A 25,650-nucleotide genomic window follows, 5' to 3' on the forward strand; every position below is an offset into this window, starting at 1 on the left:
CTGGCTGAACGGGGCGCCGCTTTGCGCCAGGTCATATTGACGCGATATTGCCTGTCACGAATATTGCATCGCAATTCTGCCTCCCCTCAGACCATGCAGCAGAACATAACCCACGCATCGATGCTGTCCACGCATTCGGCAGCAACCGCCAATGGAGCGGGCGCAGGCAATTCCGCTGACGGACCAGCTATCCTCCGCCATATATCGTGCTAAGGAACGGGCATGACATATTGTATCTCCGGCCGGCCGCTGCGGCGTTTGCTGGTTGCATCGCTCACCCTCACCGCCCCCCTCGCCCTTGCCGCCTGCGCCACCGCGCCAGCCGCCACGCTTGCCGATGCCGCGCCGGCCACGGCACAGGCTGCGGCAGAGCCCGCACCGCTTTCGCAGCTCGTTTCCGCAGTCGATATTCCTTATGAAAGCTTCACGCTCGACAACGGGCTGACCACCATCGTCCATACCGACCGCAAGAGCCCGCTGGTCGGCGTGACGATCTATTACCGGGTCGGCTCCAAGCATGAACCGCGCGGCCGCACGGGCTTTGCCCATCTGTTCGAACATCTGATGTTCGGCGGCAGCGAAAACGTACCCAATTTCGACATTCCGCTGGAAGCGGCCGGTTCCACCAGCACCAATGGTTCCACCTGGTATGACCGGACGAATTACGTGGAAACCGTGCCCACCGGGGCGCTGGACCTGGCCCTGTTCATGGAAAGCGACCGCATGGGCCACCTGCTCGGCGCGGTGTCGCAGGACAAGCTCGATAAGCAGCGCGGCGTTGTCCAGAACGAGAAACGGCAGGGCGACAACCAGCCCTATGGCCTGGTCGAATACAAGATCGCCGACGGGTTGCTGCCGGTGGGCCATCCCTATCGCCACTCCACCATCGGTTCCATGGCGGATCTGGACGCGGCCGGCCTGGCCGATGTGCGCAAATGGTTCATCGACAATTACGGCCCGAACAATGTCGTGCTGGCGCTGGCCGGCGATATCGATGTCGCCACCGCGCGGCCCAAGGTGGAAAAATGGTTCGGTGATATTCCGCGCGGCCCGGATGTGACACAACTGGCGGCAGAGCCGGTGACGCTGGATGCCCCGGTGCGCGAAACCATGACGGACCAGGTGCCCGTTACGCGCATCTATCGCGCATGGACCACGCCATCGCTGACCCAGCCCGATTCCGTGCCGCTGACTGTGGGCATGTATGTGCTGGGCGGCCTCGCCAGTTCGCGGCTCGACAATGCGCTGGTCCGCGGGGAAGAACTCGCCGTCAGCGCTTCCGCCAGCCTTCAGCAGCATGAACAGATCGGCTTCGCGCAGATCCAGATGGACGTGAAGCCGGGCGTCGATGCCGCGCTGGCGGAAACGCGCTTCAACCAGGTGATCGACGAACTGATCGCCAATGGCCCGACCGAGGATGAACTGACCCGCGCCGCGACCGATATCGTATCATCGCAGATCGGCGCGCTGGAAGTGGTTGGCGGCTTTTCCGGCAAGGGTGCGACCCTGGCCGAAGGCAAGCTCTATGCGGGCAATCCCGCCAATTACAAGGTGGAGTTGCAGCAGCTCGCCAGCCTGACCCCGGCCGATGTGCAGGCGGCCATGCAACGCTGGCTGACGCGCCCTTCCTATACGCTGCAGGTCGTGCCCGGTGAACGGACGGAAGACGGCGCCACCATGGGCGGCTGGGGCGATGAAGGCAGCGTTCCCCCGCCCGAACCCGATGCGAAGCAGCCAGTGCCGGAGATTGCCGAAGGGCCGGAACGCGAATTCCCGCCCGTGGCCCCGGTCGGCAAGCTGACCTTCCCGGAAGTGAAACACGCCGCCCTTTCCAACGGGATCGGCGTGTCGCTGGCCCGCCGTACCGCCATTCCCAAACTGTCCATGTCGATCACTTTCGATGCAGGCACGGCGGCCGATGGCGGGGACAAGGCCGGCACGCAATCCATGATGATGTCGCTGCTGGATGAAGGCACGGCAACGCGCAGCGCGCTGGATATCGCGATCGAGCAGGAACGGCTCGGCGCTGCAATCGGCACGGGCACCGGCACGGACAGCAGCAGCGTTTCGATGACGGCGCTGACCGCCAATCTCGCCCCATCGCTGGAACTCCTGGCCGATATCGTGCGCAATCCCGCTTTCGTCCCGGAAGAGGTGGAACGCGTGAAGGGCCAGCGCCTGGCGGCCATCGCCCAGCAGAAGGCCTCCCCCATCGGCCTGGCCCAGCGCGCGCTAGGCCCGCTGATCTATGGCGATGCCCATCCCTATGGTTCGGTCGGCGCGGCCGGTGAAACATCGGTGATAGAGGCGCTGACGCCCGAAATGCTCGCCGCCGAACATGGCAAATGGCTGCGCCCGGACATGGCCAGCATTACCGTGGTCGGCGATGTGACGATGGAAGAATTGCTGCCCGCGCTGGAATCCGCCTTTGGCGACTGGCAGGCCCCCGCCACGCCGCAGCCGGAAAAGAACTTCGCCGTGCCGGTCCTCCCGCCCAGCCCCCGTCTGGTCGTGATCGACCGGCCCAACAGCCCGCAAAGCGTGCTGATGTTCGGCCGCGTCCTGCCGCTGCTCGGCACGGACAAGGGGCAGGAAGCGCTGGAACTGGCCAATGAAGTGATCGGCAACGGCTTCCTCTCGCGCCTCAATTCCGATCTGCGGGAAGACAAGGGCTGGACCTATGGCATCCGCAGTTCCCTGTCCGGCGTGCAGGGCCCCCGCGCCTTCACCGTTATCACGCCGGTCCAGTCCGACCGCACGGCGGATTCCATCGCGCTGATCCTGAAGAACATGAAGGAATTCCCCGCCGAAAAGGGCGTGGATGAAACCGAAATGCAGCGCGTGACCGATGGCAATATCCGCAACCTGCCCAACAGTTTCCAGACCAATGGGCAGGTTCTGGGCGCCCTGCTGGATAATCAGGAACTGGGCCGGCCGGACGATTACTATGTCAATCTGCCGGATATTTATCGCGGGATCGACGCTGGCCAGATCGACATGGCCGCAGCCGAATATCTCCAGCCCGACCGCATGGTGATCCTTGTGGTGGGGGATCGCAGCCAGATCGACGAACAGCTGAAAGGGCTGGATATGCCGATCGAATATATGGATGCGTCGGAGCTTTAAGGCTCCGACGTTTCCCATCAGCCCAGCCTGCCCCGAAGCGCCTGATAAGCCGCCGCCGTCACCGCATTGGCGAGATTGAGCGAGCGGATCCTGTCCGAACGCATGGGCAGGCTGACCATGCGATGCGCCAGCGGTTCGGTTATGTCCCGCGGCAGACCCTTCGTCTCCCGCCCGAAGACAAGATAGGCATCTTCGGGATAGTCCGGTTCGTAGAAGCTGCGCGGTGCATATTCCTCGAACAGGAACAATTGCTCCTCACGCGGGGCGCGGCGGGCGATGAACTCCTCCCAGCTGGCAAATTCCACCAGCTGCACATGCGGCCAGTAATCCAGCCCGGCACGCTTCACCTGCTTGTCCGACAGGTCGAACCCCAGCGGATGGATCAGCACCAGCTCCATGTCCAACGCGACGCAAGTCCGCCCGATCGCACCGGTATTATGCGGGATTTCGGGATGGACGAGGACGATGGAGAGGGTCATGCGCCTCCCTAGCAAGAGGGAACGTCGCCGGACTACAACCAATAACCGGAACGGCCGCTCAGGCTGGATTCCCCTTATCGGTATTTTCGTGAAAACCTGACGATCCGCATCGGATGTTTGCTTGCGCAAACGCGCCGGGACAATCAGAAACCGGACCATGAAGTTCGTATTTGTGATTACTTATGGCCGTTCCGGCTCGACCCTGCTCATGAATCTGCTGAATGCGATTGATGGCTTTTGCATCCGCGGTGAAAATGGCGGGCTGGTGACTACGCTGGCCGTATCCGCCGACACATTGCAGACGATGCACGATATTAACGGCAGGTGGGATCACGGCCCAACCGCGCCATGGTTCGGTTTCGGCCCGGTCAGCCCAGGCCGATGGCGCACCAGCCTCGCCGAATTATTCGTGGACCAGATCCTGATGCCACCGCCCGGCACGCGCGTCAGCGGCTTCAAGGAAATCCGTTACACGCCCGAACATATGGACGAGGAAACCTTTGCCGCGACCATGGATTTCCTGGCCAATGCCTTCCCCGATGCGCGGCTGATCTTCAACACGCGCGATGCGGCACAAGTCGCCAATTCCGGCTGGTGGAAAACGGATTACCAGCCGGCACAAGTTCACCAGCTGATAGCGGAAAGCGACAGGCGTTTCCGCTATACGCTGGACCGGCTGGGCGAACGTGCCTTCATCATCGACTATGCCGAATATGATGGCCGGCCGGAGGGGTTCCAGCCCTTGCTCCAATGGCTTGGGGAGGATGTGCCGCCCGAACAGATCGAAGCGATCTGCGCCGAACGGCTGATGCACCTCCAGAAAGCGCAACCGGGCTTTACCCGGCGCGCCATTGGCTGGCTGGGCCGCAAGCTGCGGCCCTAGGCTCCGCCACTACCCCAGTTTCTGCTTCAGGATCTCGTTCACCACCTGCGGGTTGCCCTTGCCCTGCATGGCCTTCATCGTCTGGCCGACGAAGAAGCCGAACAATTTGTCCTTGCCGCCGCGATATTCCTCGACCTTGTCGGGGTTTGCGGCCAGGACTTCGTCGATCTTGGCTTCGATCGCGCCGGTATCGCTTTCCTGCTTCAACCCTTCGCGTTCGACGATGGCTTCCGCCCCGTCGCCGGTTTCCAGCATGATTTCCAGCACCTGCTTGGCGATGCTGCCGGAAATCGTGCCCTTGCCGACCAGCGCCAGCAATTCCGCCCCGCCTTCCGGCGTGACCGGCGAATCCGCGAGCGATTTCCCGGCCTTGTTCAGCGCGCCGAACAATTCGGAAATCAGCCAGTTGCTGGCCTGTTTGGCGACATCGGCGGGCTGTTTACCCTGCGCTTCGGCCGCCTTGCCCAGCAGCAGTTCGAACCAGCGCGCGGTTTCGACCTCGGCCGTCAGGACATGCGCGTTATAGGCCGACAGGCCGAGCTGCTGGATATAGCGATTGCGCTTGGCATCCGGCAGTTCGGGCAGGCTTTCGCGGCATTCGTCCAGGAATGCATCGTCCAGTTCCAGCGGGAGCAGATCCGGGTCCGGAAAATAACGGTAATCATGCGCGTCTTCCTTGCTGCGCATGGACCGCGTGGTGCCGGTGTTCGGATCGAACAGGCGGGTTTCCTGCACGATGGTGCCGCCATTTTCGATCACGTCGATCTGGCGGTTCGCCTCATGTTCGATCGCCTGCATCACGAAACGCACGGAATTGACGTTCTTGGTTTCCGTCCGCGTGCCGAGCTGAGTATCGCCGACCTTGCGCACTGACACGTTCACGTCCGCACGCATGGAGCCCTCCTCCATATTACCGTCGCAGCTGCCGACATAGCGCAGGATGGACCGCAATTTGCGCAGATAGGCACCGGCTTCGGCGGGCGAGGTCATATGCGGGCGGCTGACGATTTCCATCAGCGCCACGCCGGATCGGTTCAGATCGACATAGGACATGGTCGGGTGCTGATCATGCATCAGCTTGCCCGCATCCTGTTCCACATGGATGCGTTCGATCCCGATCACCTTGTCTTCGGGAATACCGGCCTTTTCATCGGCTTCGATCAGCAACTGCCCTTCGCCCACCAGCGGGTGATAGAGCTGGCTGATCTGGTAGCCCTGCGGCAGATCGGCATAGAAATAGTTCTTGCGGTCGAACCGGCTCCATTTGTTGATCACCGCCTCGATCGCCATGCCGGTGCGCACCGCCTGGCGGATGCATTCCCGGTTCGGCACCGGCAACATGCCCGGCATCGCCGCATCGACGAGACTGACCTGGCTGTTCGGCTCCGCCCCGAAAGCCGTGGAGGCGCCGGAGAACAGCTTCGCCTTGCTGGTGACCTGCGCATGGACTTCGAGGCCGATCACGACCTCCCATTCGCCCGTTGCGCCACTAATGCGATAGTCACTCATCGTCGATCAACTTTCCGTCTTTGTCGAAACGTGCCTCGCCATGCGGAACACGCTTTTCAAGGTATCGGGCAAAGGAAAACACTGCCGGCACAGCTATCGCGATTGCGATCCCGGCAATGAGATCCATCGTCCCGATATTCACCACCACTTCTCCGGCTTCGCGCTGAATCCGGCGCGCTGCTGGATCGCGAGGCCGGCATTCAGCACTTCCTGTTCTTCGAAAGCGCGGCCGATCAGTTGCAGGCCGAGCGGCAACCCATCCTTGTTCACACCTGCCGGAACACTCATCGCCGGCAGGCCAGCCAGCGAGGCGGGCACGGAGAACACGTCGTTCAGATACATGGCCAGCGGATCGTCCAGCTTGTCCCCCAGCGGGAAGCTGGCGGTTGGCGTGGTCGGGGCCAGCACCAGGTCGCACTGCGCCCAGGCCTTTTCGAAATCGCGCGCGATCAGCGTGCGGACCTTCATCGCCTGCGTGTAATAGGCGTCATAGAAACCCGCGGAAAGCACATAGGTGCCGATCAGGATACGGCGCTTCACCTCGTCCCCGAAACCGGCGGCGCGGGTCGCGGCATACATGTCCTGCAGATTGGCGCCTTCGGGCAATTCGCGCAGGCCGTAACGCACGCCGTCATAGCGGGCGAGATTGCTGGACGCTTCCGCCGGGGCGACGATGTAATAAGCCGGCAGCGCATATTTGGTATGCGGCAGGCTGATATCGACCACTTCGGCACCGGCATCCTTCAGCCAGGCAATGCCCTGGTCCCAGCTGGCGAGGATTTCCTCATCCGTGCCTTCCATCCGGTATTCATGCGGAATGCCGATTTTCTTGCCCTTCAGATCGGCGTCGAGCAGTTCCGACCAGTTCGGCACCGGCAGGTCCAGGCTGGTCGAATCCTTGGGATCGAAGCCCGCCATCGCTTCCAGCATGATCGCGCAATCTTCCACGCTGCGCGCCATCGGCCCGGCCTGATCCAGCGAGCTGGCAAAGGCGACGATGCCCCACCGGCTGCAGCGGCCATAAGTCGGCTTGATGCCGCAAATGCCGGTGAAGGCGGCAGGCTGGCGGATCGAACCGCCAGTATCGGTGCCGGTTGCCGCCGGGCACAGCCGTGCGGCGATGGCCGCGCTGGACCCGCCGCTGGATCCGCCCGGCGCGAGAGGCGCATTGCTGCCCTTGCTCCGCCACGGGCTGATCACATTGCCGAAATAGCTCGTCTCGTTGGACGATCCCATGGCGAACTGGTCAAGATTGAGCTTGCCCAGCATCCCCGCGCCCGCATCCCACAATTTCTGGGAAACGCTGCTTTCATATTCGGGCGAGAAGCCTTCCAGTATGTGGCTGGCCGCGCTGGTCTGCACGCCGCGCGTGGCGAACAGGTCCTTCATGCCGATCGGCACGCCGGCCATCTTGCCCAGTTCCTTGCCAGCCGCACGGTCGGCATCGACCTTGTCGGCAGCTTCCAGCGCCTTTTCCGGCGTGGCAACGATGAAGGCGTTCAGTTCATTGGCGGCGGCGACATTGGCGTTGAAAGCTTCCGCCACTTCGCGGGCGGTGAAGGTGCCAGCGGCCACGCCATCGCGGATGGCCTTGACGCCGAGTTCTGTAAGGTCAGTCATGGATCAACCCTTTCGCGCGTCCTTCGACAAGCTCAGGACGAGCGGAGGTGGAAGAGAAATGCGAAAAAAGCTCCGCTCGTGCCCAGCTTGTCGAAGCACGCGCACCAGGCCAGCCTCGCGGCAGCTGGTTCGCGACCCCTGCATTTGCGGGGATGATCGAGTTATTTGCCGTGCAAATCACTCGATCACCTTCGGCACGCCGAAAAAGCCGTGTTCGGCCGCCGGGGCATTGGCCAGCACCTTGCCCTGCACGCCGCCGCCGGTCAGCGGATCGGCATCGATCACGTCTTCGCGCAGGCGCAATTGCTGCGGGATCACGGCGGTCATCGGTTCGACCCCGCTCGTATCCACTTCCCCCAGCTGTTCGACCCAGCCAAGGATCTGGTTGAATTCGGGCGCCATCCGGTCGAGTTCTTCCTCGCCCATATCGATGCGCGCCAATGAGGCGATTTTCGCCACGGTTTCTCGTGTCACGGACATGGAAGCGCGTTAGCCGCGTGGATGATGCGCTTCAAGCCAGAGCTTTGCCGGCCAGCCCCCTCATCGCCGCTTTCAAGTCCGGCCTTCAGTCGAGCGGCTGGCCCACCGGCTTGCCGTCCACGAAGATATAGCGTTTTTCCACGGTGCGAATTTCCACTTCGGACCCCTCGCGCAATTCGCTCCGCGGCGGAGTTTCGATTGCCGGGGCTGGCGGCTGATCGGCCCCGTCCGCCACTGGCAAAGCGGCGGTGATATAACCGCTTCCCTGCACGATCGCGATCTCCCGCCCTCCGTCCTGCGCCGTCCCGGTCTGGATGGCGACGCAATATTGGTCACAGGCCCAGCCATTTTCCCGCAAATAATCGAGCACCTGCCGCCGCAATTCGGGATCGTCCGGCTGGACGCGCAGGTTGAAATCCTCGTCACGCCTGATCTGCCGGTCGAGCCGGTAGCCTCTCTGCTCCTGTTCCAGCGCAATCTGCGCATATTCGGCTGCACCGCTGCTGCCCCGCGCCAGAATGGTCAGCGCCCGCACGCCCGGTTCGCCAAATTCCCAGCGCAGCGCCGCATAATCGAAATCCTCGGCGCTCACCTCGCCCGATTCGAGCCGGGCCAGTTGATTGCGGGTGGAAATGGCGCCGAAATCCAGCACCGGCAGGGCAAGGAGCAGCGCCAATGCGCAAACGCCGATGGCGAGGTGAAAATTCGCCTCCCGCAATTTCGTCGCCCAGTCCGGCTTGCGGCCACGTGCCAGCGCGACCCAATAGCCGAGCCCGAAGGCGCAGGCGACCATGATGGCGACAAGGCCCCACAACCGTTCCGGCGAAAGACCATGCTGATCGAGACGCAGCCCCATTGAAAATGCCGCGAACACTGCCAGCGGCAGGATGACCGCTGCCAATACCAGCGCCGCGATGCGCATGATGCGCGATGCGGACATACTGCCTGCATCGTCACGCAATATGGCATTGGTCAGGACATAGGCCCCGGCAGCGCAGGCCAGCAGTACCGGCGTGGCACTGCGCGTCGCCTCCCACAACACGTCGGGACCGGACAGGGCCGTTGCCAGCAGGAACAGCACCAGCCCCGCGGCAACAGGCACGGCCAGCAGGGACAGGACCAGCAGCACGACCGACATCAGCGTGCCGAGCACACGCGTCTGGTTGCGCAGCACGCCAAACGCGGCCCCGCAGGCCACGCCGCTGAAACTCCAGCCGAACCAGCCTTCACCCATCAAATCGCGTAGCAGGTCGATCTTCAGCAGGTGAAACAGTTCGGACAGAACGGCGAACACGATCCAGGCAAGCCCGGTAAAGGCCAGCGCCCCGGCCCCGCTGATCGCATCGGTCCAGACATGATAGTGAATATCGGAATAGGGGGTGGATAGCCGCTTCCGCGCAAAACCCGCCTGGAACAGCGGCAGGGCCAGCAGGCTGGCCAGCACACCGGCGGCAAAGCCATAATGCTCGTCCGGCAGGCTTTCCCCGTAATTCACCGCCCGCCAGGCCAGCCCGGCCATGACCAGGCCGATAATGACCGAGAAGATCGCCGCGCCGCGCCATTTCACCGGCTCCAGCGTGAAGGCGGTGGAAAGGGCGGCGAAGAACAGGAAGGCCGCCACGGCAACGCGCCATGGCGTATCTTCATGCCCCTGCGTGAACAGGTGGATCAGCAGCCCGGCAAGGCCAAGAATCCCCGCCAGCAGCCATGGCCGCAGCGGCCAGTCAGCCAGGGTGGTGGATGCGCCGCTATCCACCATCGCTGCCTTCTTAGCGGACGCCCGGTGGCAGGTCGGTTGTCGGCGGCGGCATTTGCTGCATCATCTGCTGCATGGTCTGCGCGCGCTGATTCGCCTCTTCCACCGGCATGAAATCGACCAGTTCGATCTCGAAGGTCAGATCGGCATTGGGCGGAATATCGGATTGCGGCGGCGGATTGGCGCCATAGGCAAGCTCACCCGGGATCTTCGCCACATATTTCCCGCCGCGCTGCATCTGCAGCAAGGCATCGCGGAAACCGGGGACCACGCCGGCCAGTTCCAGCGGCTGCCCTTCGGGGAACACGCCGGGCAGCGGCCAGCCCGCATCGCTCGATTCGTCAAACACGGTGCCGTCATCCAGCTTGCCCTTGTAACGCAGGAACACCACGTCGCCCACGGTCGGGCTGGGACCAGTCCCGGCCTGCACTTCTTCCACGGTCACGCCCGCGGGCATCACGGCCCAGGCGACCCCGGCCGCAATGAGGATGGCAGCGGCAATGCCCAGCCACAGCCTGGTGAGAGAGCCCTTGGCAATCGGTTGCAGCGGGACACGTGTGACTTCGGCCATCTAGAACTCGTCCTGAAACAAAAAAGGCGCGGATTGCTCCGCGCCCCCTTTGGCTTATCGGCCAGCCCGATACAAGGCTGGCGAACACGGCTGATGACAGCTTCGCTTAGCGAGCGCCGTCACGCTCCGCGCGCTTGCGCTCCAGCTTGCGGGCGCGGCGCACGGCGGCTGCCTTCTCGCGAGCGCGCTTCTCGCTCGGCTTTTCATAGTGGCGGCGCAGCTTCATCTCGCGATAAACACCTTCCCGCTGCAGCTTCTTCTTCAGTGCACGGAGGGCCTGCTCGACATTGTTATCGCGAACGACGATCTGCATAAATTCAAACCACCTTTTCTAAGTCCAGACGGGAGAGCCCGCGTGAGATCGGCGCGGGTTGCACCATTTATCTTCAAAACGAAAAAAGCGCCGAATCCGTTCCGGATCGGCCGCAACCGTGGCGCCAATAAGGGAAAGCGATGGGAAAGGCAAGGATTTGTGGCCAGTTCATTGCGACGATCCCCTTTCAACTCCACGCGCCTGCCGCTAAGCCCCCGCGGATGAACCTTCCCAGCCCCCTGATGGCTTCCCTCCATGTCGCGATCGGCGGCGGTATCGGCGCTGTCCTGCGCTATAATCTCGGCCGCGCGATGACGCATTGGCTCGGCCCCACGGTCGTCACCGCTTTTCCATGGGCCACATTGGCCGTCAATGTCATCGGATCCCTGGCCATGGGCCTGCTGGCCGGCTATCTCGCCCGCCACGGCCATGGCGGGGAACAGGCCCGGTTGCTGATCGGCGTCGGCCTGCTGGGCGGTTTCACCACATTTTCCAGTTTCAGCCTGGAACTGATGCTGCTGATCGAACGCGGGCAGGCCGCGCAGGCCTTAATCTATGGTGCCGTTTCGGTGCTGGCGGGGCTGACCGCGCTTTATATCGGTCTTATTGCAATGCGGGTGGCAGGATGAACGAACGGCAAACCCCCGATCAGGTGCGGCAGTTCACCGTGGCCGAAGATGATGACGGCATCCGCCTGGACCGCTGGTTCAAGCGGCATCTGCCGCAGATCGGCTTCGGCATGGTTTCCAAATGGGCCCGCACCGGGCAGATCCGGGTGGATGGCAAGCGCGCCAAGCCGGATGACCGGCTATCCGCCGGACAAGTGCTGCGCGTTCCGCCCGGCGGCGAAAACAGCGGCAAGCCCGCGCGCAAGAAGCGCGAACTGAGCCAGGAAGAAATGGCGCAGGCCGAAGCAATGCTGATCCATCGCGACAAGGCGGCGCTGGTGCTCAACAAACCCCCCGGCCTCGCCACGCAGGGCGGCACGAAGACGACGAAACATGTCGACGGGTTGCTGGATGCCTATGCCGGGGATGACGAACCGCGCCCCCGGCTGGTCCACCGGCTGGACAAGGATACGTCGGGCGTGTTGCTCGTCGCCCGCACGCCCGGCAGTGCGGCCTTCTTTTCAAAGCGATTCTCCGGCCGTTCCGCCAAGAAGATTTATTGGGCGCTGGTGGTCGGCGTGCCCGATATCCATGAAGGCACGATCGAAGCCCCGCTGGCCAAGCAGCCCGGATCCGGCGGGGAAAAAATGCATGTGGACGAAGAAGGCGGCCAGCCGGCCAAGACCCTGTATCGCGTGGTGGATCGCGCCGGAAACAAGGCCGCCTGGGTGGAATTGCAGCCGATGACCGGCCGCACGCACCAATTGCGCGCGCATATGGCGGCGATTGGCCACCCCATCGTGGGCGACGGCAAATATGGCGGCCAGGATGCATTCCTGACCGGCACGATCAGCCGCAAGATGCATCTCCACGCGCGGCGGCTCATCATCGATTCGCCCGGTGGCGGGAAACTGGACGTAACCGCCCCCCTGCCCGAACATTTCACGGCCAGCATGGACCAGCTCGGCTTCGAGGAATCGAGCAGCAATGCGTCCCCCCTGGCGGAACCGCCGCCCGAACGGTCCCCCGCGGAAAAGAAGCAGGCCGCCCGCCAGCATGCGAAACAATATCGCAAGGCCCGCCGGGGCGAACGCCGGTCGCGCGGGCCCGCCGAAGGCAAGCCGAACAAGGGGAAAGGGCGCAAGTGAGCATCCGCCTCGCCGTATTCGATTGCGACGGAACCTTGAGCGATGGGCAGGCGGCCGTGTGCAAGGCGATGGATATAGCCTTCGCCGAAGCCGGGCTGCCCGCGCCGGACCGGCACCAGGTGCGCCGCATGGTCGGCCTCAGCCTGCCTCATGCAATTGCCCGCCTTGCCCCGGATGCCGGGGACGAGACGCAGATGATCGCCCTGCAAAGCTACAAGCACGCCTTCCGCAGTGCCCGGCTGGACGGATCGCTGCACGAACCGCTGTTTGACGGGATCGAGCAATTGCTGGCCAGCCTGCATGGCGCCGGCTGGGCGCTTGGCGTGGCGACAGGGAAATCCGATCGCGGATTGCAATCCACCCTCGCCACCCACGGCATTTCCGGCTTCTTTTCCACCCTGCAAACGGCCGACCGGCATCCGTCGAAACCGCATCCGGCCATGCTGGAACAGGCAATGGCCGATGCCATGGCGGAACCGCGCTCCACCGTGATGATCGGCGATACCGTGTTCGATGTGGAAATGGCGCAATCCGCCGGAGCGCGCGCGATCGGCGTCGCCTGGGGCTATCACGAGCCGGAAGAATTGCTGGCCGCCGGCGCGGAAGGCGTGGCCGAAACTGCCGCCCAACTGGAAGAAATGCTGAATGGCTGATCCGGTGAATGAAGAAACCGCCCGCAATCGCTGGCTGGTGATGAATCTGCTGCGGCTGGGCGGCGCGGGGATCGTGCTGATCGGGATGCTGATCGCCAACCGGACCTTCGATGCGCCGGAAGAGGCAGGCTATGCCCTGCTGGTGATCGGGCTGGTCAGCGTGTTCCTGGTGCCGCAGATCCTGGCCCGCAAATGGCGCAGTCCCGACCGATGAAGCGTTTCTGGGAAAACGTAACCGTGGAGGAAGCCGATAATGGCTTCCGCGTGGCGCTGGACGGGCGGCCCATCCGCACGCAAGGCGGCGGCGCGCAGATCGTGCCGACCCGCCCCCTGGCCGAAGCGCTGGCCGAAGAATGGCGTGCCCAGGGGGAGGAAGTGGACCCGAAAAGCTTCATCCTGCGCGATCTCGCCGATTTCGCGATCGACAAGGTCGCGCCCGCGCCGGAAGATACGATCGCTTCCCTGCTGCCTTTCGCGGAGACGGACACGCTCTGCTATCGCGCCGACCCGGAAGAACCCCTGTTCAAGCGGCAGGAAGATATGTGGGAGCCGATCCTGACCGCGTGTGAGACGCGCCACGCGATCCGTTTCGAACGCGCAAGCGGCGTGATCCACCGCCGCCAACCCGAAGAAACCCTTGCCCGTCTGGCAAGCCATCTGCGCGAACAGGATCATTTTTCGCTGGCGGCCCTGCGCACGCTGGCGCCACTGGCCGCTTCGATTGCCATTGCCCTGGCCGCGCTGGAAGAAGGCGCGGATGCCGGCGCATTGTTCGCCGCCGCCAATTGCGAGGAAGACTGGCAGGCCGAATTATGGGGCTGGGATGACCGCGCCCGGCAAGACCGGGCCGCGCGGCTGGCCGCCTTTGAAGCGGCGGCGCATTTCGCCCGGCTGGCACGGGGTTAGTCCCCCGCACCTTCCCACGCCGACACGGATTCTATCATTCCCCCGGCTGGCCAAGACCGCCGGCCGGAAAGACCGCTGCATTGAACAAAAGCTGGTTCGGGCGACTTAGCCGACCCATTCCGCGATTTGCGCGGCCACGTCGTTCGCGGCCTCGTTCAAAGCCGGACCGACGGCGTCCGCCTTGGCCGGAATGCCCGATACAACGCTTTCGAAACGGCGGGTGCGCAACTGGCCATCGGGCTGTTTCAGCACGGCATCGAAACGGACGATTGCACTGCCGCTTTGCGCATCATAGCCAAGATCGACGATCTGGCCGGAAAGCTGCGTCGCCGCTGCATATTGCAGATCTCCGCCATCCACGACCAGCCGTTCTCCACCGGCGCGAATCGTTTCGCTAAGCAGGCGCTGGAACAGCTTGGCGGGCTTATCCACCCACACGGCATCCTTCAGATAGGCGACGCTGGATGGATCGATCTGCACCGGCACGCGCGTAACGCTCAACCGCTGGGGCGCATCCGGTTCTATCACGGAAATCGCATTGCCCAGTTCACCCTGTGCGGCGTTGCCGACGGCCGTGACCTTTTCCGGCGTCAGTGTGAACAGCCGCTCCGGCGGTTCATTGCCCAGGCTGATACAGCCGGAAAGCGATATCGCCGCCGCCAGCATCACGGGAAGCCTTGCCAGTGAATTCATGGTCCGCTGCCCCTTCATGCTCACGGTTCGTAATCGGGCAGCTTCGTGCCGCCGACCACGGCGCCCGCCCCTTCATTTTCGATCTTTTCGGTGATTTCGCGCAATGCTTCGCTGGTGCGGCGCAAATCGCGCAGGGTCGCATCCGCTGCGGGCAGAGTGCTTTCCGCCAGCGATCTCGCCGCCGGGCGGGCATCTTCCAGCGTGCCCTGCAGCGCATCGGCCGCCAGGCGCGCGGATTGCAACGTCTTGCGCAATTCACCGGCCAGGCTTTCGCCTTCCTTGTTCAGCAAATTGTCGGTGGAATGCAGCGTGTCCTCGAACGCGGCCAGCGTTTCGGTCGACTGCGCCAGCGTGCCCTGCAATTCCTTCAGGGTCGCTTCCACCTGCGGCGATGTTTCGGCCAGCTGGGCCGTGATTCGGTCCGTATTGGCCAATATGCCGCTGATCGATTGCTGGTTATCGTCCGACAACAGCCGCGAAAGCCGGTCCGTCAGCGTGGCCAGCCGTTCCAGCAGCAAGGGGGCGCTGGCTAGGATTTCACCGATTGCGCCCGGCGTTGCGGGGATCACGGGCACGCCTTCCGGGCCGGGTTCGTTTATCGGCGGCGCACCGCGCACCGCCCCGCCCAGAGAGACATTGGAAACGCCGGTAAAGCTTGCCGAAATGGACGCGGTCGTTCCCTGCAGGATCGGGATCTCCTTGCGCAGCGCAACGCGCACGCGCACGAATTCCGGGTCTTTCTTCCACAATTCGATCTGCGTCACCTGCCCGGCAGGCACGCCCTGGAAGGTCACTTCCGACCCATTGGCAAGGCCGCCGACGGACTGTTCGAAGAAAATGTCGTATTCCTTCAGGTCCCGCGAACCCAAACCGGCCAGCCAGACGAAGAAGGCCGCCAGCGCCGCCAGCAGCAACAAGGTCACAAGACCGACCCAAACGTGGTTTGCCCGCGTTTCCATGTGCTTGCCCTATGCCCCTCTGTCGGCGTTCTTGTCCACGGATTTCCCGGCTGTCGCACTGTGTTGTGCGGCGCGGGCCCGTGGGCCGTTGAAATATTCCTGGATCCACGGATGGTCGGTTTCGAGCAATTCCGGGATCGTGCCGACGGCAATCACCTTCTTGTCGGCCAGCACCGCCACCCGGTCGCAGATCGCGTACAGCGTGTCGAGATCATGCGTGATCAGGAAGATGGTGAGATCCAGCGTATCCGCCAGCTGACGGGTCAATTCATCGAAATTGGACGCGCCGATCGGATCCAGGCCCGCGGTCGGCTCGTCCAGAAACAACACTTCCGGATCCAGCGCCAGCGCACGCGCCAGGCCGGCGCGCTTCTTCATCCCGCCGGACAGTTCAGACGGATATTTATGCGTCGCCTCTTCCGGCAGGCCAGTCATCACCACCTTGTAACGGGCGATTTCGTCCATCAGCTCCCGATCGAGTTCGGGATAGAACTGCTTGAGCGGGACTTCGACATTTTCCGCCACGGTCAAGGTGGAAAACAGCGCCCCGCCCTGGAACAGGACGCCCCAGCGGCTGCGCACGCCGATTGCCTCGTCCGGCGGCGCATCGGTGATATCGCGGCCGAATACTTCCACGCGCCCTTCATCCGGGCGTTGCAGCCCGATGATGGATCGCATCAGCACGGATTTGCCGCTGCCCGATCCGCCGACCACGCCCAGCACTTCCCCGCGCCGAACCTTCAGCGAAAGGTTTTCATGCACGACCTGCTCGCCAAAGGAATTGCGCAGCCCTTCGATCACGATAGGGTAATCGCCGGTGAAATGGCCCGGCGCCGGCGTGTGCGCATCTTCATGCGCATTCGCGTCTGCCGCCGCTTCGCCGTTCAAGGCTTCGTCCTTGTCGCTCATCCCCATCCGATCTCGGTGAAGAATACCGCGAAAAACGCATCCAGCACGATGACCATGAAGATTGCCTGCACCACTGCCTTGGTGGTCTTCAGCCCCACTTCCTCCGCATTGCCGGACACCTGCATGCCCTGATAGCAACCGGCCAGCGCCACGATCAGGCCGAAGACCGGCGCCTTGACCACGCCGATATAGAGATCGTGCAGCGGCACGACTTCCTGGATGCGTGAAAGGAAAGTCATGAAGGGAATGCCCAGCGTCAGGTCGGATACGACCGCGCCGCCGATGATCGCCACGACGGAGGAATAGAAGCCGAGCAGCGGCATCATCAGCACCGCCGCCAATATGCGGGGCAGGACCAGCGCCTCCATCGGGGAGACGCCGATAGTCCGCATGGCGTCGATCTCTTCGGTCAGCTTCATCGTGCCGATCTGCGCGGCAAAGGCAGAGCCGGACCGGCCCGCCACCATGATCGCCGTCATCAGCACGCCCAGTTCGCGCAAGGTGATCCGGCCGACCAGGTTCACCGTCAGGGTTTCGGCCCCGAACTGTGCCAGTTGCACCGCCCCCTGCTGGGCGATGACGATGCCGATCAAAAAGCTCATCAGCCCGATAATGCCGAGCGAATTGAGCCCCACCAGCTCCATCTGGCGCACCAGCGCACGCAGCCGGAAACGCCGGGGGTGGATAAACATTGCGGCGGCAGAGGCGATTATCGCGCCGAGGAAACCCACGACGCGGACCACGCCCTGGCCCATTTCAATCGTCCAGTCGCCCACATCTTCCAGCACGCGGCGCAATGTTGCCTTGCGTTCCGGGCGGATGGGAGCTTCACTGGCGGAGGAGCTGACGGCGTTCAGCAGGGTCTGGGCCTGCTCGCTCGCGCCTTCGATTCTTGCATCGAAGCGATCGGCAAAGCGGCTGATCAGCCAGGCCCCGACCGTATCGATCGCACCGACATTGGAAATATCGACGAATTGAACCGGCCCTTCAAAGGCGCGCAGCTGGCCGTCGATCCTCGCCACGGTCGAAATCAGGAACGGCCCTTCGAACGCAACGGTGGTACGGCCGCCGGCTTCTTCAACGCTGAAATCGGCCCAATCGCGCATGATGGCAGGCTATGCGGGTAAAATGCTGCGACGGCAAGCGTTGCCACTGCGAAAGGACGCTGGCAAAGGCCCTTTCCACGATGACCAGCGAGCTTTCAAAAACATTCGACCCCGCCGCGATCGAGGCGAAATGGTATAAACATTGGGAAGAAAGCGGAGCCTTCCGCCCGGAACGGCCCGATGCAGAACCCTTCACCATCGTGAACCCGCCGCCAAATGTGACGGGCAGCCTGCATATCGGCCACGCGCTGGACAACACGCTGCAGGATATCGTGATCCGTTACGAGAGGCTGCGCGGCAAGGACGCCTTGTGGGTCGTCGGCACCGATCATGCGGGCATCGCCACGCAGATGGTGGTGGAACGCCAGCTGGAACAAGCGCAGGACAAGCGCACCAATTACACGCGCGAACAGTTCGTCGAGAAAGTGTGGGAGTGGAAGCACGAAAGCGGCGGCACGATCACCCGCCAGCTTCGCCGCCTGGGCTGTTCGATGGACTGGAGCCGCGAACAATTCACCATGGACGAACATTTCACGCGCGCCGTGCTGAAAGTGTTCGTGGACCTTCATAATGAAGGCCTGATCTATCGCGACAAGAGGCTGGTGAACTGGGATCCGAAGCTGAAAACCGCGATTTCCGACCTGGAAGTGGAAACGCGCGAAATCCAGGGCGGCTTCTGGCATTTCAAATATCCGCTGGCCGATGGCGTCACGCTGGATGACGGGCGCGATTATATCGAAGTCGCCACCACGCGGCCGGAAACCATGCTGGCCGACATGGCCGTGGCCGTCCACCCGGATGACGAACGCTACAAATCGGTCATCGGCAAGGAAATCCTCCAGCCGATCACCGGCCGCCGGTTCAGGGTGGTGGCGGACGAACACGCCGATCCGGAACTGGGCAGCGGCGCGGTGAAGATCACGCCGGGCCATGATTTCAACGACTTCGAAGTGGGCAAGCGCGCCGGCATCCAGCCTGCCGAAATGCTCAACATGCTCGATGCAGATGCCGCCGTCTGCCAATGCGCGGACGGGCTGATCCCGGACGAATTCATCGGGCTGGACCGTTTCGATGCGCGCAAGCTGGTGGTGCAGCGCATGAAGCAGCTCGGCTTCCTGATCCCGCATGTGACGAAGGACAAGGAAGGCAACGAGATCGAACACGATGCCGAACCGCGCACCATCGCCACACCCTATGGCGACCGCGGCGGCGTGGTGATCGAACCATGGCTGACCGACCAGTGGTATGTCGATGCCAAGACGCTGGCCGGCCCGGCAATGGACGCGGTGCGAAGCGGCGCAATCGAGATCGTGCCGAAAAGCTGGGAAAAGACCTTCTTCAACTGGATGGAAAACATCCAGCCCTGGTGCGTCAGCCGCCAGCTGTGGTGGGGACACCGGATTCCGGCATGGTATGACGAAGACGGAAACGTGTTCGTCGCCGAAACGGAAGAGGAAGCACTCGCCCTCGCACAGGCCCGCCATGCCGGCGGGAATGACGACATTCGCCTGACCCGCGACGAGGACGTGCTCGACACCTGGTTCTCTTCCGCCCTCTGGCCTTTCGCCACGCTGGGCTGGCCGGACGATACGGATCTGGTGAAGAAGCATTATCCCAACAGTCTGCTGGTTTCCGGCTTCGACATTCTGTTCTTCTGGGATGCGCGCATGATGATGCAGGGCATCCACTTCATGAAGGAAGTGCCCTGGCCGAAACTGTATCTCCACGGCCTGGTCCGCGCGGCGGATGGGCAGAAAATGTCCAAGTCCAAGGGCAATGTCGTCGATCCGCTGGGCCTGATCGACAAATATGGCGCCGATGCGCTGCGTTTCTTCATGTCCGCAATGGAAACGCAGGGCCGCGACCTGAAAATGGACGAGAGCCGGGTCGAGGGATATCGCAACTTCGCCACCAAATTGTGGAACGCCACGCGCTTCTGCCAGGCCAATGGCATCGGCGCATCCACTGCGCTGGCCGCGCCCGCAGCCACTTTGCCGGTCAACAAATGGATCATCGGCGAAGTGGTGGAAACGCTGGCTGCGCTGGACAAGGCGATGGCGGACCTGCGTTTCGATGCCGCTGCCAACACGATCTACCAGTTCGTGTGGGCGACGTTCTGCGACTGGTATCTGGAACTGATCAAGGGCAATATTGACGAGGAAACCAGGGCCGTCGCCGGTTGGGCGCTGGACCAGATCCTGGTCATGCTGCACCCCTTCATGCCCTTCATCACCGAGGAATTGTGGCATGGGCAGGCCGAATTCCACGGCGGGAAGCGTCCGTATGACCTGATCCTGGCCAAATGGCCGGAACCGGGCGCGACGGTGGATGCCGAGGCGAGGATTGAACTGGAGTGGCTAATAGAATTTATCGAAGAAATTCGCAAAGCGCGAAGCATGGTGAACCTACCACCATCAGCGAAGGTCGACCTTTGGCTGCTTGCGCTTGAACGATCGAGGTTCGCTGAGAAGCAGCGACCAAAAGATAATTATTGGGATCTTCTCTCGAAGCACAAAAAGGCCATCGCAAGAATGGCAGGTGTTAACAATCATTTCACTCCGTCGATGGCGCATGCTTTTGACCTCAGAACGGGTATTACCTCTGAGATTGAAGCGAATGGAAATGTTGTTCCTCCGGGAGCAACGATGTGCCTCGCTGATCCGAGCGTGAATATCCTCGCCAACGGGAATGCATATCGCATGCCTGTGGGCGATCTTGTTGATTTAGAAGCCGAACGCGCGCGCCTGACCAAGGCGAAGGACGCATCCGCCAAGGAACGGGATTCGCTGGCCAAAAGGCTGGAGAACCCCAATTTCGTGGAACGCGCCAAGCCCGAAGCGGTGGAGAAAGCCCGGGCCGACCACGCCCATCACGCGGCCGAGGTTGAACGGCTGGATGCGGCACTGAAGCGGCTGGGTTGAGCTGGGTCAGGCTGGGTTAGGTCGAGCGCGCCCTTCGACAGGCTCAGGGCGAGCGGGTCTTGCGGGGGGAGGTGTCTGTCGGCGCCCCTTCCGCCCTTTCCCCAGCCTCGAACCCCAACCCGCTCATGCTGAGCCTGTCGAAGCATGAGCCCGTCGAAGCATGAGCCTGCCGAAGCATGAGCCTGCCGAAGCATGAGCCTGCCGAAGCATGAGCGCCGCCATTCCTGCGCCTTTCCTCATCCTCCAACCCCACCCCCGCTCATGCTGAGCTTGTCGAAGCATGCGCGCCGACCTTCGCGACAAGGCACCGGCATGTTTCCTACCTGCCCCGCTTGTGCGAAAGCTCGCCCATGCCCATTTTTCCTCCCTGCCTGGCAACCGATCTGCGGCCCATAACCGGCGGGGCGGTTTTCTCCTTCAGGACAGTGTTCCAAGTGTTCCAGCCCTTGTTTGCAAAGGATAATTCGCGATGCCGCTGACGCTCGCCACGCAGGCGCCGGGGGAAGCGGAAATCTTCGCCTCTATCCAGGGCGAAGGGCCGAGCACCGGCAAGCCGACCGCCTTCATCCGCCTGTCCCGCTGCAATCTTGCCTGCCGCTGGTGCGATACGGCCTACACCTGGCATTTCACGGGCGATAACCGCCCGCATCGCAATGAAGAGACATTCGACCGCAAGGCCAACCAGCTGGTCATGGAAGAGGAAGAGGCCGCCCGGCGGATTGCTGAACTGGCCATGCCCCGGCTGGTCATCACGGGCGGCGAACCTTTGCTGCAGGCCCCCGCCCTGTCGCGCATGATCGAAGCATTGCCGGCCGACATGGCGGTGGAAATCGAAACCAACGGCACGATCGCGCCTCCTGAAAGGCTGGCCGGACTTGTTGATCAATTCAATGTCAGCCCCAAGCTCGCCCATTCGGGGAATCCAGCCGATCTGGCCCTGATCCCGGAGCGTTTGCGCGAATGGGCCGCCAATCCGCGCGCCTTCTTCAAATTCGTGATCGCCACCCCGGAAGACGTGGAGGAAGTGCTCTCTCTCGCGGAAATCCACGCCATTCCGCGAAACAGGATCTGGCTGATGGCGGAAGGGACGGACATTGCCACGCTGGAAGCGCGGGAGGCGTGGCTGGCGGAAAAATGTATCGCTAACAAGTTGACTTTGTCCAAGCGTCTGCACATTCAGCTGTTCGGTGATACGCGCGGGACGTGAGAGGGGCAGTCGATGGCGATGAAGGGGGATTTGACGGAAGGGCCAATCCTCCGGACGCTGATCATGTTCAGCATCCCGACCTTGATGAGCAATGCGCTGCAATCGTTGAGCGGCACGGTCAATTCGATCTGGGTTGGCCGGCTGATCGGTGAAGAAGCGCTGGCTGCCACGGCCAATGCCAATATCATCATGTTCCTGGTGTCTTCCGCCGCTTTCGGTTTCGGAATGGCCGGAACGGTCAAGATCGGCCAGCGCTTCGGCGCCCGCAATATCGACGGCGCGCGCCGCGCCTTCGGAACGGCGGTGGGTTTTTGCAGCATATTGATGGTGCTGATCGCCGTGCTCGGCTGGTTCACGGCACCCGGCTTGCTGACCCTGCTGGAAACGCCGGTGGAAGCGTATGAGCTGGCGCTGGTCTATTTGCGGCTGATCTTCATTTCCATGCCCTTCATGATGGTATCCATCATCCTGACCATGGGGCTGCGCGGCACCGGGGATGCGCGCACGCCGCTGATTTTCATGGGCGTTACCGTGGTTCTGGACGCGATCTTCAACCCGATGCTGATCGCCGGGATCGGCCCGTTTCCGCGGCTCGGCATCGCCGGGTCGGCCCTGTCCACCATTATTGCCAGCTTCATCTCCTTCCTGGCGATGATTGCCTATGTCTATCGCCGCGATCTGCCGCTGCGCCTGCGCGGGGTGGAACTTCGCTATTTGAAGCCGGCCCGGGAAGAGCTGGGCTTCATTGTCGGCAAGGGCCTGCCGATGGGCGCGCAGATGCTGTTGATGAGCGCGGCGGGCATCATCGTGGTCGGGCTGGTCAACCGCGAAGGCTTGCTGATGACGGCCGCCTATGGCGCGGCAATGCAATTATTCACCTATATCCAGATGCCAGCCATGGCCATTGGCGGCGCTGTCAGCGCCATGACCGCGCAATTTATCGGCGCCCGCAAATGGGATACGCTGAACCATGTCACCCGCGCAGGTGTGCTGGTGAATTTCGTGCTGACAGGTTCTGTCACCGCCCTTCTATTATTGTTCGACCGCCCTGCCCTTGTGCTGTTCCTCGGCCCGGACAGCCCGGCCGTGCCGCTGGCCCGGCATATCCAGTTCCTCGCCAGCTGGAACTTCATCCTGTTCGGCGTGACCATGGTGCTGACGGCTACGATGCGCGCGGGCGGCGCGGTGTGGGTGCCGCTCTGGATTCTCGGCATTGCGCTCTATCCGGTGCGGCTCGGCTTCTATTATCTGGGTTATGACAGGCTGGGTTCGGACGCGATCTGGCTGTCTTTCCCGGTGGCGGCCTTTGCCGCGCTGATCATGGCTTGGTGGGCCTATCGCTATAGCGGCTGGCGGGAGAAGGCGATTGCCGAAACCGAAGCGGAAGCGCGCGAACAATCGCAGGCGGATGGCCAGCCCGCCGGTCGATATGCCCCGAATATGTGATGGATTACAGCACCGGCCCCGGGTCCTGCCCAGGTGCAAATCTGCCCCGTAATGGGACAGTTTGCTTGTTAGTCGGCGGCAGATGCTCGGATGGTCGGCGCGGCGATACGGTTCACCGAATCGAGGGTGCGCCGGTCGGCAAAAGCGACGAACCGGGGAATTTCGTGTTCCCGTAGGAGTCGGTTCCGATGGAACCCAAACGCATCCTTGTCGTCGAAGACGATCTCCTCAACGGGATGTTCTATCAGGCAGTGCTCGAAGCCAATGACTTCACGGTCAGTATCGTGAGCGACGGCGCCTATGTGATGCGCCGCGTAAAGGAATTCCGCCCGGATCTGATCACGATGGATATCCAGATCCCCAGCATTTCCGGCCTGGACCTGACCGAGATGCTCAACGCCGATCCGCAATTCCGCGATATTTCGATCCTGGCGATCACCGCCTTCGCCGGAAAGGGAGAGGAAGCCCGCATTCGCAAGGCAGGCGCCAGCGGCTATCTGGCGAAACCGGTATCGATCAAGCGATTGATGGCGGAAATAGGCGCCCTGCTCGCCCCCGCGGCAGGGGCCAATGACGACGAAGGCTGAAGCCCTATTTCCCCTGCGAGCGCCAGCGGCCGACCGTGCGCACCACGGCATCTTCCTCGCCGCCGCTCTTGCGCCAGAGCTCGGCGAAGCTCGGATCCTCGGATGCGGGGCGCTTGGCCTCTTCCAGATTATCGAATGCCACGCGGATCGGGATGGCAACGCCTTCCCCGCAGATGATGCATTCGCGGTTGCGCAATGCCGGGATGGAATCGAGGAAACCGCGCGCCCCTTCGGGCATGGCGGCCTTCACGAAGGCCTGGTCCCGATCGTTGTTGAGCCGCATGGAAATGATCGTGCCGCACTGGGAAAGCACGCCTTCGGCCAGATCCGATGGCCGCTGCGTGATCAGGCCCAGCGAAATGCCGTATTTACGGCCTTCCTTGGCGATACGGCTGAGAATGCGGCCGACCGATGAATCATCGGCGTTCTTTTCATTCGGCACATATCGATGCGCCTCTTCGCAGACGAGCAGAATCGGGCTGGTCTTTTCCTCGCGCGACCAGATCGCGAAGTCGAACACCATGCGGCTGAGCACGGCGACCACTGTGGAAGTGATGTCGGAAGGGACGCCGGATACGTCGATGATGGAAATCGGCTTGCCATTGCCCGGCATACGGAAAATCTTGCCGATGAAATTGGCCATCGTGTCCCCCACCAGCATGCCGGAGAACATGAACTGGTATCGGGGATCGGCCTTCAATTCCTCGATCTTGGTCTTGATCCGCATATAGGGCGCACTGGAAGTCGCCTTGTCCAGCTTGCCCATCTCTTCCTGCAGGATGTTGCTGAAATCGGAGAGGAGATAGGGGATCGGGGAATCGACGGTGATCTTGCCGACGCTTTCCGCCAGCCGGTTCTTGCCGCGCGCCTTGAGCAGGCATTTGGCGAGAATATCGGCATCCTCCTGCCTGGCATTGCCGCTGGAGGTGAGCAGCACTTCGCAATGCTCTTCAAAATTCATCAGCCAATATGGCATTTGCAGATTGCTGACGTCGTATATCGTGCCCGTTTCGCGGAAGGCCGCGGAATATTCGCCATGCGGGTCAACCATGACGATATGCCCTTCCGGCGCCGCCTCGCAGATGCGGTGCAGGATCAGCGCCGCTGCGGTTGATTTACCCGTACCGGTTGAACCCAGCAGCGCGAAATGCTTGCCCAGCAGCGGATCGATATACATGCCGGCGCGGATGTCGCTGGTGGGATAGACAGTGCCGATCTGGATCGCGCTGCGCCCGTCAGAGGCATAGATCTGGCGCAGATCCTGCGTCGTCGCCGGATAGACCAGCGCGCCGGGAATGGGATAGCGGGTCACGCCGCGGCGGAAGCTGTGGATGCGCCCGGTCAGCTTTTCCTCGCTGCCTTCGCCCATGAAATCGATATTGGCCAGCACGGCATTGGCATCCCCGCGCCGGTCCTGGCGCTGATTTCGCACACTGGCCAGCAGCCAGCCATCGGCCGTCTTGATCTTTACCTGGCTGCCCACCTGGCCAGCCAGCGCAATGGAAGGATCGCTATCCTGCATGCACTCGCCCAGGCGCTGCAGGTCCAGCGCGATCTGCGATCCGGAACCGGCAATCTCCAGCACGACACCGATGGGCTGCGTGGCATTATCGGTTTCGGCTTGCTCCGCATGTTCCGACTGGCTGCCACGGTTCAGCGCCACCGCACCCGGTTCATCGGCTGGATTAAAGGTGTTGAACTGCTGCGGCCTTGAGAAGTCGTTCATGCGCTTGCTCGCTGTCTTTCCGATTAGACGGCGATTTTCGTCCG

24 protein-coding genes are annotated in these 25,650 nt (G+C 62.5%); 11 read left to right on the forward strand and 13 right to left on the reverse strand.

Translation table 11 applies throughout. The features are described from left to right. Positions 1-222: 222 nt before the first annotated feature. Positions 223-3,126 carry a M16 family metallopeptidase gene (locus tag WYH_RS06965; protein ID WP_082347885.1) on the forward strand — a complete coding sequence of 968 codons (2,904 nt, stop codon included), beginning with the start codon at positions 223-225 and terminating at the stop codon, positions 3,124-3,126. Positions 3,127-3,143: 17 nt separating this feature from the next. Here WYH_RS06965 and WYH_RS06970 read toward each other — a convergent pair whose 3' ends face one another. Then, entirely contained in the window at positions 3,144-3,605 is a 462-nt protein-coding gene (locus tag WYH_RS06970; RefSeq protein ID WP_046903269.1) for a tRNA (cytidine(34)-2'-O)-methyltransferase, read from the reverse strand. A 157-nt stretch (positions 3,606-3,762) separates the two neighbouring features. On the opposite strand from WYH_RS06970, the gene WYH_RS06975 reads away from it, so the two are divergent. Then, positions 3,763-4,488, forward strand: a complete 726-nt coding sequence (locus WYH_RS06975) for a sulfotransferase (protein ID WP_046903270.1) — start codon at positions 3,763-3,765, stop codon at positions 4,486-4,488. Between the two features lie 9 nt (positions 4,489-4,497). Here the strand turns inward: WYH_RS06975 and gatB are convergent, their stop codons facing one another. From gatB to rpsU, 7 genes are all read right to left on the reverse strand, one after another. Further along, positions 4,498-5,997, reverse strand: a complete 1,500-nt coding sequence (gene gatB / locus WYH_RS06980) for an Asp-tRNA(Asn)/Glu-tRNA(Gln) amidotransferase subunit GatB (protein ID WP_046903271.1) — start codon at positions 5,995-5,997, stop codon at positions 4,498-4,500. Then, complete coding sequence (locus WYH_RS16795) at positions 5,990-6,139, reverse strand: glutamyl-tRNA amidotransferase (protein WP_244877977.1); 150 nt, start codon at positions 6,137-6,139, stop codon at positions 5,990-5,992. Before WYH_RS16795 ends, gatB begins: the two co-directional genes overlap by 8 nt. Then, entirely contained in the window at positions 6,136-7,617 is a 1,482-nt protein-coding gene (gatA, locus tag WYH_RS06985) for an Asp-tRNA(Asn)/Glu-tRNA(Gln) amidotransferase subunit GatA (protein WP_046903272.1), read from the reverse strand. Before gatA ends, WYH_RS16795 begins: the two co-directional genes overlap by 4 nt. A gap of 177 nt (positions 7,618-7,794) precedes the next feature. Beyond that, on the reverse strand, positions 7,795-8,097 hold the full coding sequence (gatC, locus tag WYH_RS06990) for an Asp-tRNA(Asn)/Glu-tRNA(Gln) amidotransferase subunit GatC (RefSeq protein ID WP_046903273.1): 303 nt from the start codon (positions 8,095-8,097) through the stop codon (positions 7,795-7,797). A gap of 85 nt (positions 8,098-8,182) precedes the next feature. Next, positions 8,183-9,856 (reverse strand): DUF4153 domain-containing protein, encoded by a 1,674-nt coding sequence (locus WYH_RS06995; protein WP_046903274.1) that lies wholly within the window; start codon positions 9,854-9,856, stop codon positions 8,183-8,185. A gap of 10 nt (positions 9,857-9,866) precedes the next feature. Then, complete coding sequence (locus tag WYH_RS07000; RefSeq protein WP_046903275.1) at positions 9,867-10,424, reverse strand: FKBP-type peptidyl-prolyl cis-trans isomerase; 558 nt, start codon at positions 10,422-10,424, stop codon at positions 9,867-9,869. Between the two features lie 106 nt (positions 10,425-10,530). Further along, complete coding sequence (gene rpsU, locus WYH_RS07005; protein WP_046903276.1) at positions 10,531-10,737, reverse strand: 30S ribosomal protein S21; 207 nt, start codon at positions 10,735-10,737, stop codon at positions 10,531-10,533. 221 nt (positions 10,738-10,958) lie between these two features. Here rpsU and crcB point away from each other — a divergent pair, with 221 nt between their 5' ends. Genes crcB through WYH_RS07030 form a run of 5 tightly spaced genes read left to right on the forward strand, consistent with a single transcriptional unit; the run spans position 10,959 to position 14,052 of the window. After that, a complete protein-coding gene (gene crcB / locus WYH_RS07010; RefSeq protein ID WP_046903277.1) occupies positions 10,959-11,366 on the forward strand; it encodes a fluoride efflux transporter CrcB in 408 nt (135 codons plus the stop codon). Continuing rightward, on the forward strand, positions 11,363-12,493 hold the full coding sequence (locus tag WYH_RS07015; RefSeq protein WP_046903278.1) for an RluA family pseudouridine synthase: 1,131 nt from the start codon (positions 11,363-11,365) through the stop codon (positions 12,491-12,493). Before crcB ends, WYH_RS07015 begins: the two co-directional genes overlap by 4 nt. Before the next feature lie 2 nt (positions 12,494-12,495). Then, positions 12,496-13,146, forward strand: a complete 651-nt coding sequence (locus tag WYH_RS07020; protein ID WP_046904903.1) for an HAD-IA family hydrolase — start codon at positions 12,496-12,498, stop codon at positions 13,144-13,146. Further along, positions 13,139-13,360 (forward strand): hypothetical protein, encoded by a 222-nt coding sequence (locus WYH_RS07025; RefSeq protein ID WP_046903279.1) that lies wholly within the window; start codon positions 13,139-13,141, stop codon positions 13,358-13,360. Before WYH_RS07020 ends, WYH_RS07025 begins: the two co-directional genes overlap by 8 nt. Next, a complete protein-coding gene (locus WYH_RS07030; RefSeq protein WP_046903280.1) occupies positions 13,357-14,052 on the forward strand; it encodes an ATP12 family chaperone protein in 696 nt (231 codons plus the stop codon). Before WYH_RS07025 ends, WYH_RS07030 begins: the two co-directional genes overlap by 4 nt. A gap of 105 nt (positions 14,053-14,157) precedes the next feature. On the opposite strand, the gene WYH_RS07035 is transcribed toward WYH_RS07030, so the two are convergent. From WYH_RS07035 to WYH_RS07050, 4 genes are read right to left on the reverse strand one after another with little or no spacing between them, the layout of a single operon-like run. Further along, the gene (locus WYH_RS07035) at positions 14,158-14,745 is read right to left on the reverse strand and encodes an ABC-type transport auxiliary lipoprotein family protein (RefSeq protein ID WP_156320087.1); all 588 of its coding nucleotides are present in this window, start codon (positions 14,743-14,745) and stop codon (positions 14,158-14,160) included. A gap of 20 nt (positions 14,746-14,765) precedes the next feature. Beyond that, positions 14,766-15,704 carry an MlaD family protein gene (locus WYH_RS07040; RefSeq protein WP_046903282.1) on the reverse strand — a complete coding sequence of 313 codons (939 nt, stop codon included), beginning with the start codon at positions 15,702-15,704 and terminating at the stop codon, positions 14,766-14,768. A 9-nt stretch (positions 15,705-15,713) separates the two neighbouring features. After that, entirely contained in the window at positions 15,714-16,613 is a 900-nt protein-coding gene (locus tag WYH_RS07045) for an ABC transporter ATP-binding protein (RefSeq protein ID WP_082347886.1), read from the reverse strand. Continuing rightward, positions 16,610-17,719, reverse strand: a complete 1,110-nt coding sequence (locus tag WYH_RS07050) for an MlaE family ABC transporter permease (RefSeq protein ID WP_046903283.1) — start codon at positions 17,717-17,719, stop codon at positions 16,610-16,612. The genes WYH_RS07045 and WYH_RS07050 overlap by 4 nt, the downstream gene beginning before the upstream one ends. A gap of 80 nt (positions 17,720-17,799) precedes the next feature. Here WYH_RS07050 and WYH_RS07055 point away from each other — a divergent pair, with 80 nt between their 5' ends. The 4 genes from WYH_RS07055 to WYH_RS07070 all read left to right on the forward strand — a co-directional run bounded on the left by WYH_RS07055 (position 17,800) and on the right by WYH_RS07070 (position 23,880). Next, a complete protein-coding gene (locus WYH_RS07055) occupies positions 17,800-20,640 on the forward strand; it encodes a valine--tRNA ligase (RefSeq protein ID WP_046904905.1) in 2,841 nt (946 codons plus the stop codon). Positions 20,641-21,109: 469 nt separating this feature from the next. Next, positions 21,110-21,847, forward strand: a complete 738-nt coding sequence (locus tag WYH_RS07060; protein WP_046903284.1) for a 7-carboxy-7-deazaguanine synthase QueE — start codon at positions 21,110-21,112, stop codon at positions 21,845-21,847. A gap of 12 nt (positions 21,848-21,859) precedes the next feature. Then, on the forward strand, positions 21,860-23,293 hold the full coding sequence (locus WYH_RS07065) for an MATE family efflux transporter (protein ID WP_046903285.1): 1,434 nt from the start codon (positions 21,860-21,862) through the stop codon (positions 23,291-23,293). Between the two features lie 188 nt (positions 23,294-23,481). Further along, on the forward strand, positions 23,482-23,880 hold the full coding sequence (locus WYH_RS07070) for a response regulator (RefSeq protein ID WP_046903286.1): 399 nt from the start codon (positions 23,482-23,484) through the stop codon (positions 23,878-23,880). A gap of 4 nt (positions 23,881-23,884) precedes the next feature. Here WYH_RS07070 and WYH_RS07075 read toward each other — a convergent pair whose 3' ends face one another. Further along, complete coding sequence (locus tag WYH_RS07075; RefSeq protein ID WP_082347887.1) at positions 23,885-25,606, reverse strand: ATP-binding protein; 1,722 nt, start codon at positions 25,604-25,606, stop codon at positions 23,885-23,887. Positions 25,607-25,650: the final 44 nt, after the last annotated feature.

Source organism: Croceibacterium atlanticum (assembly GCF_001008165.2).
Lineage (GTDB): Bacteria > Pseudomonadota > Alphaproteobacteria > Sphingomonadales > Sphingomonadaceae > Croceibacterium_C > Croceibacterium_C atlanticum.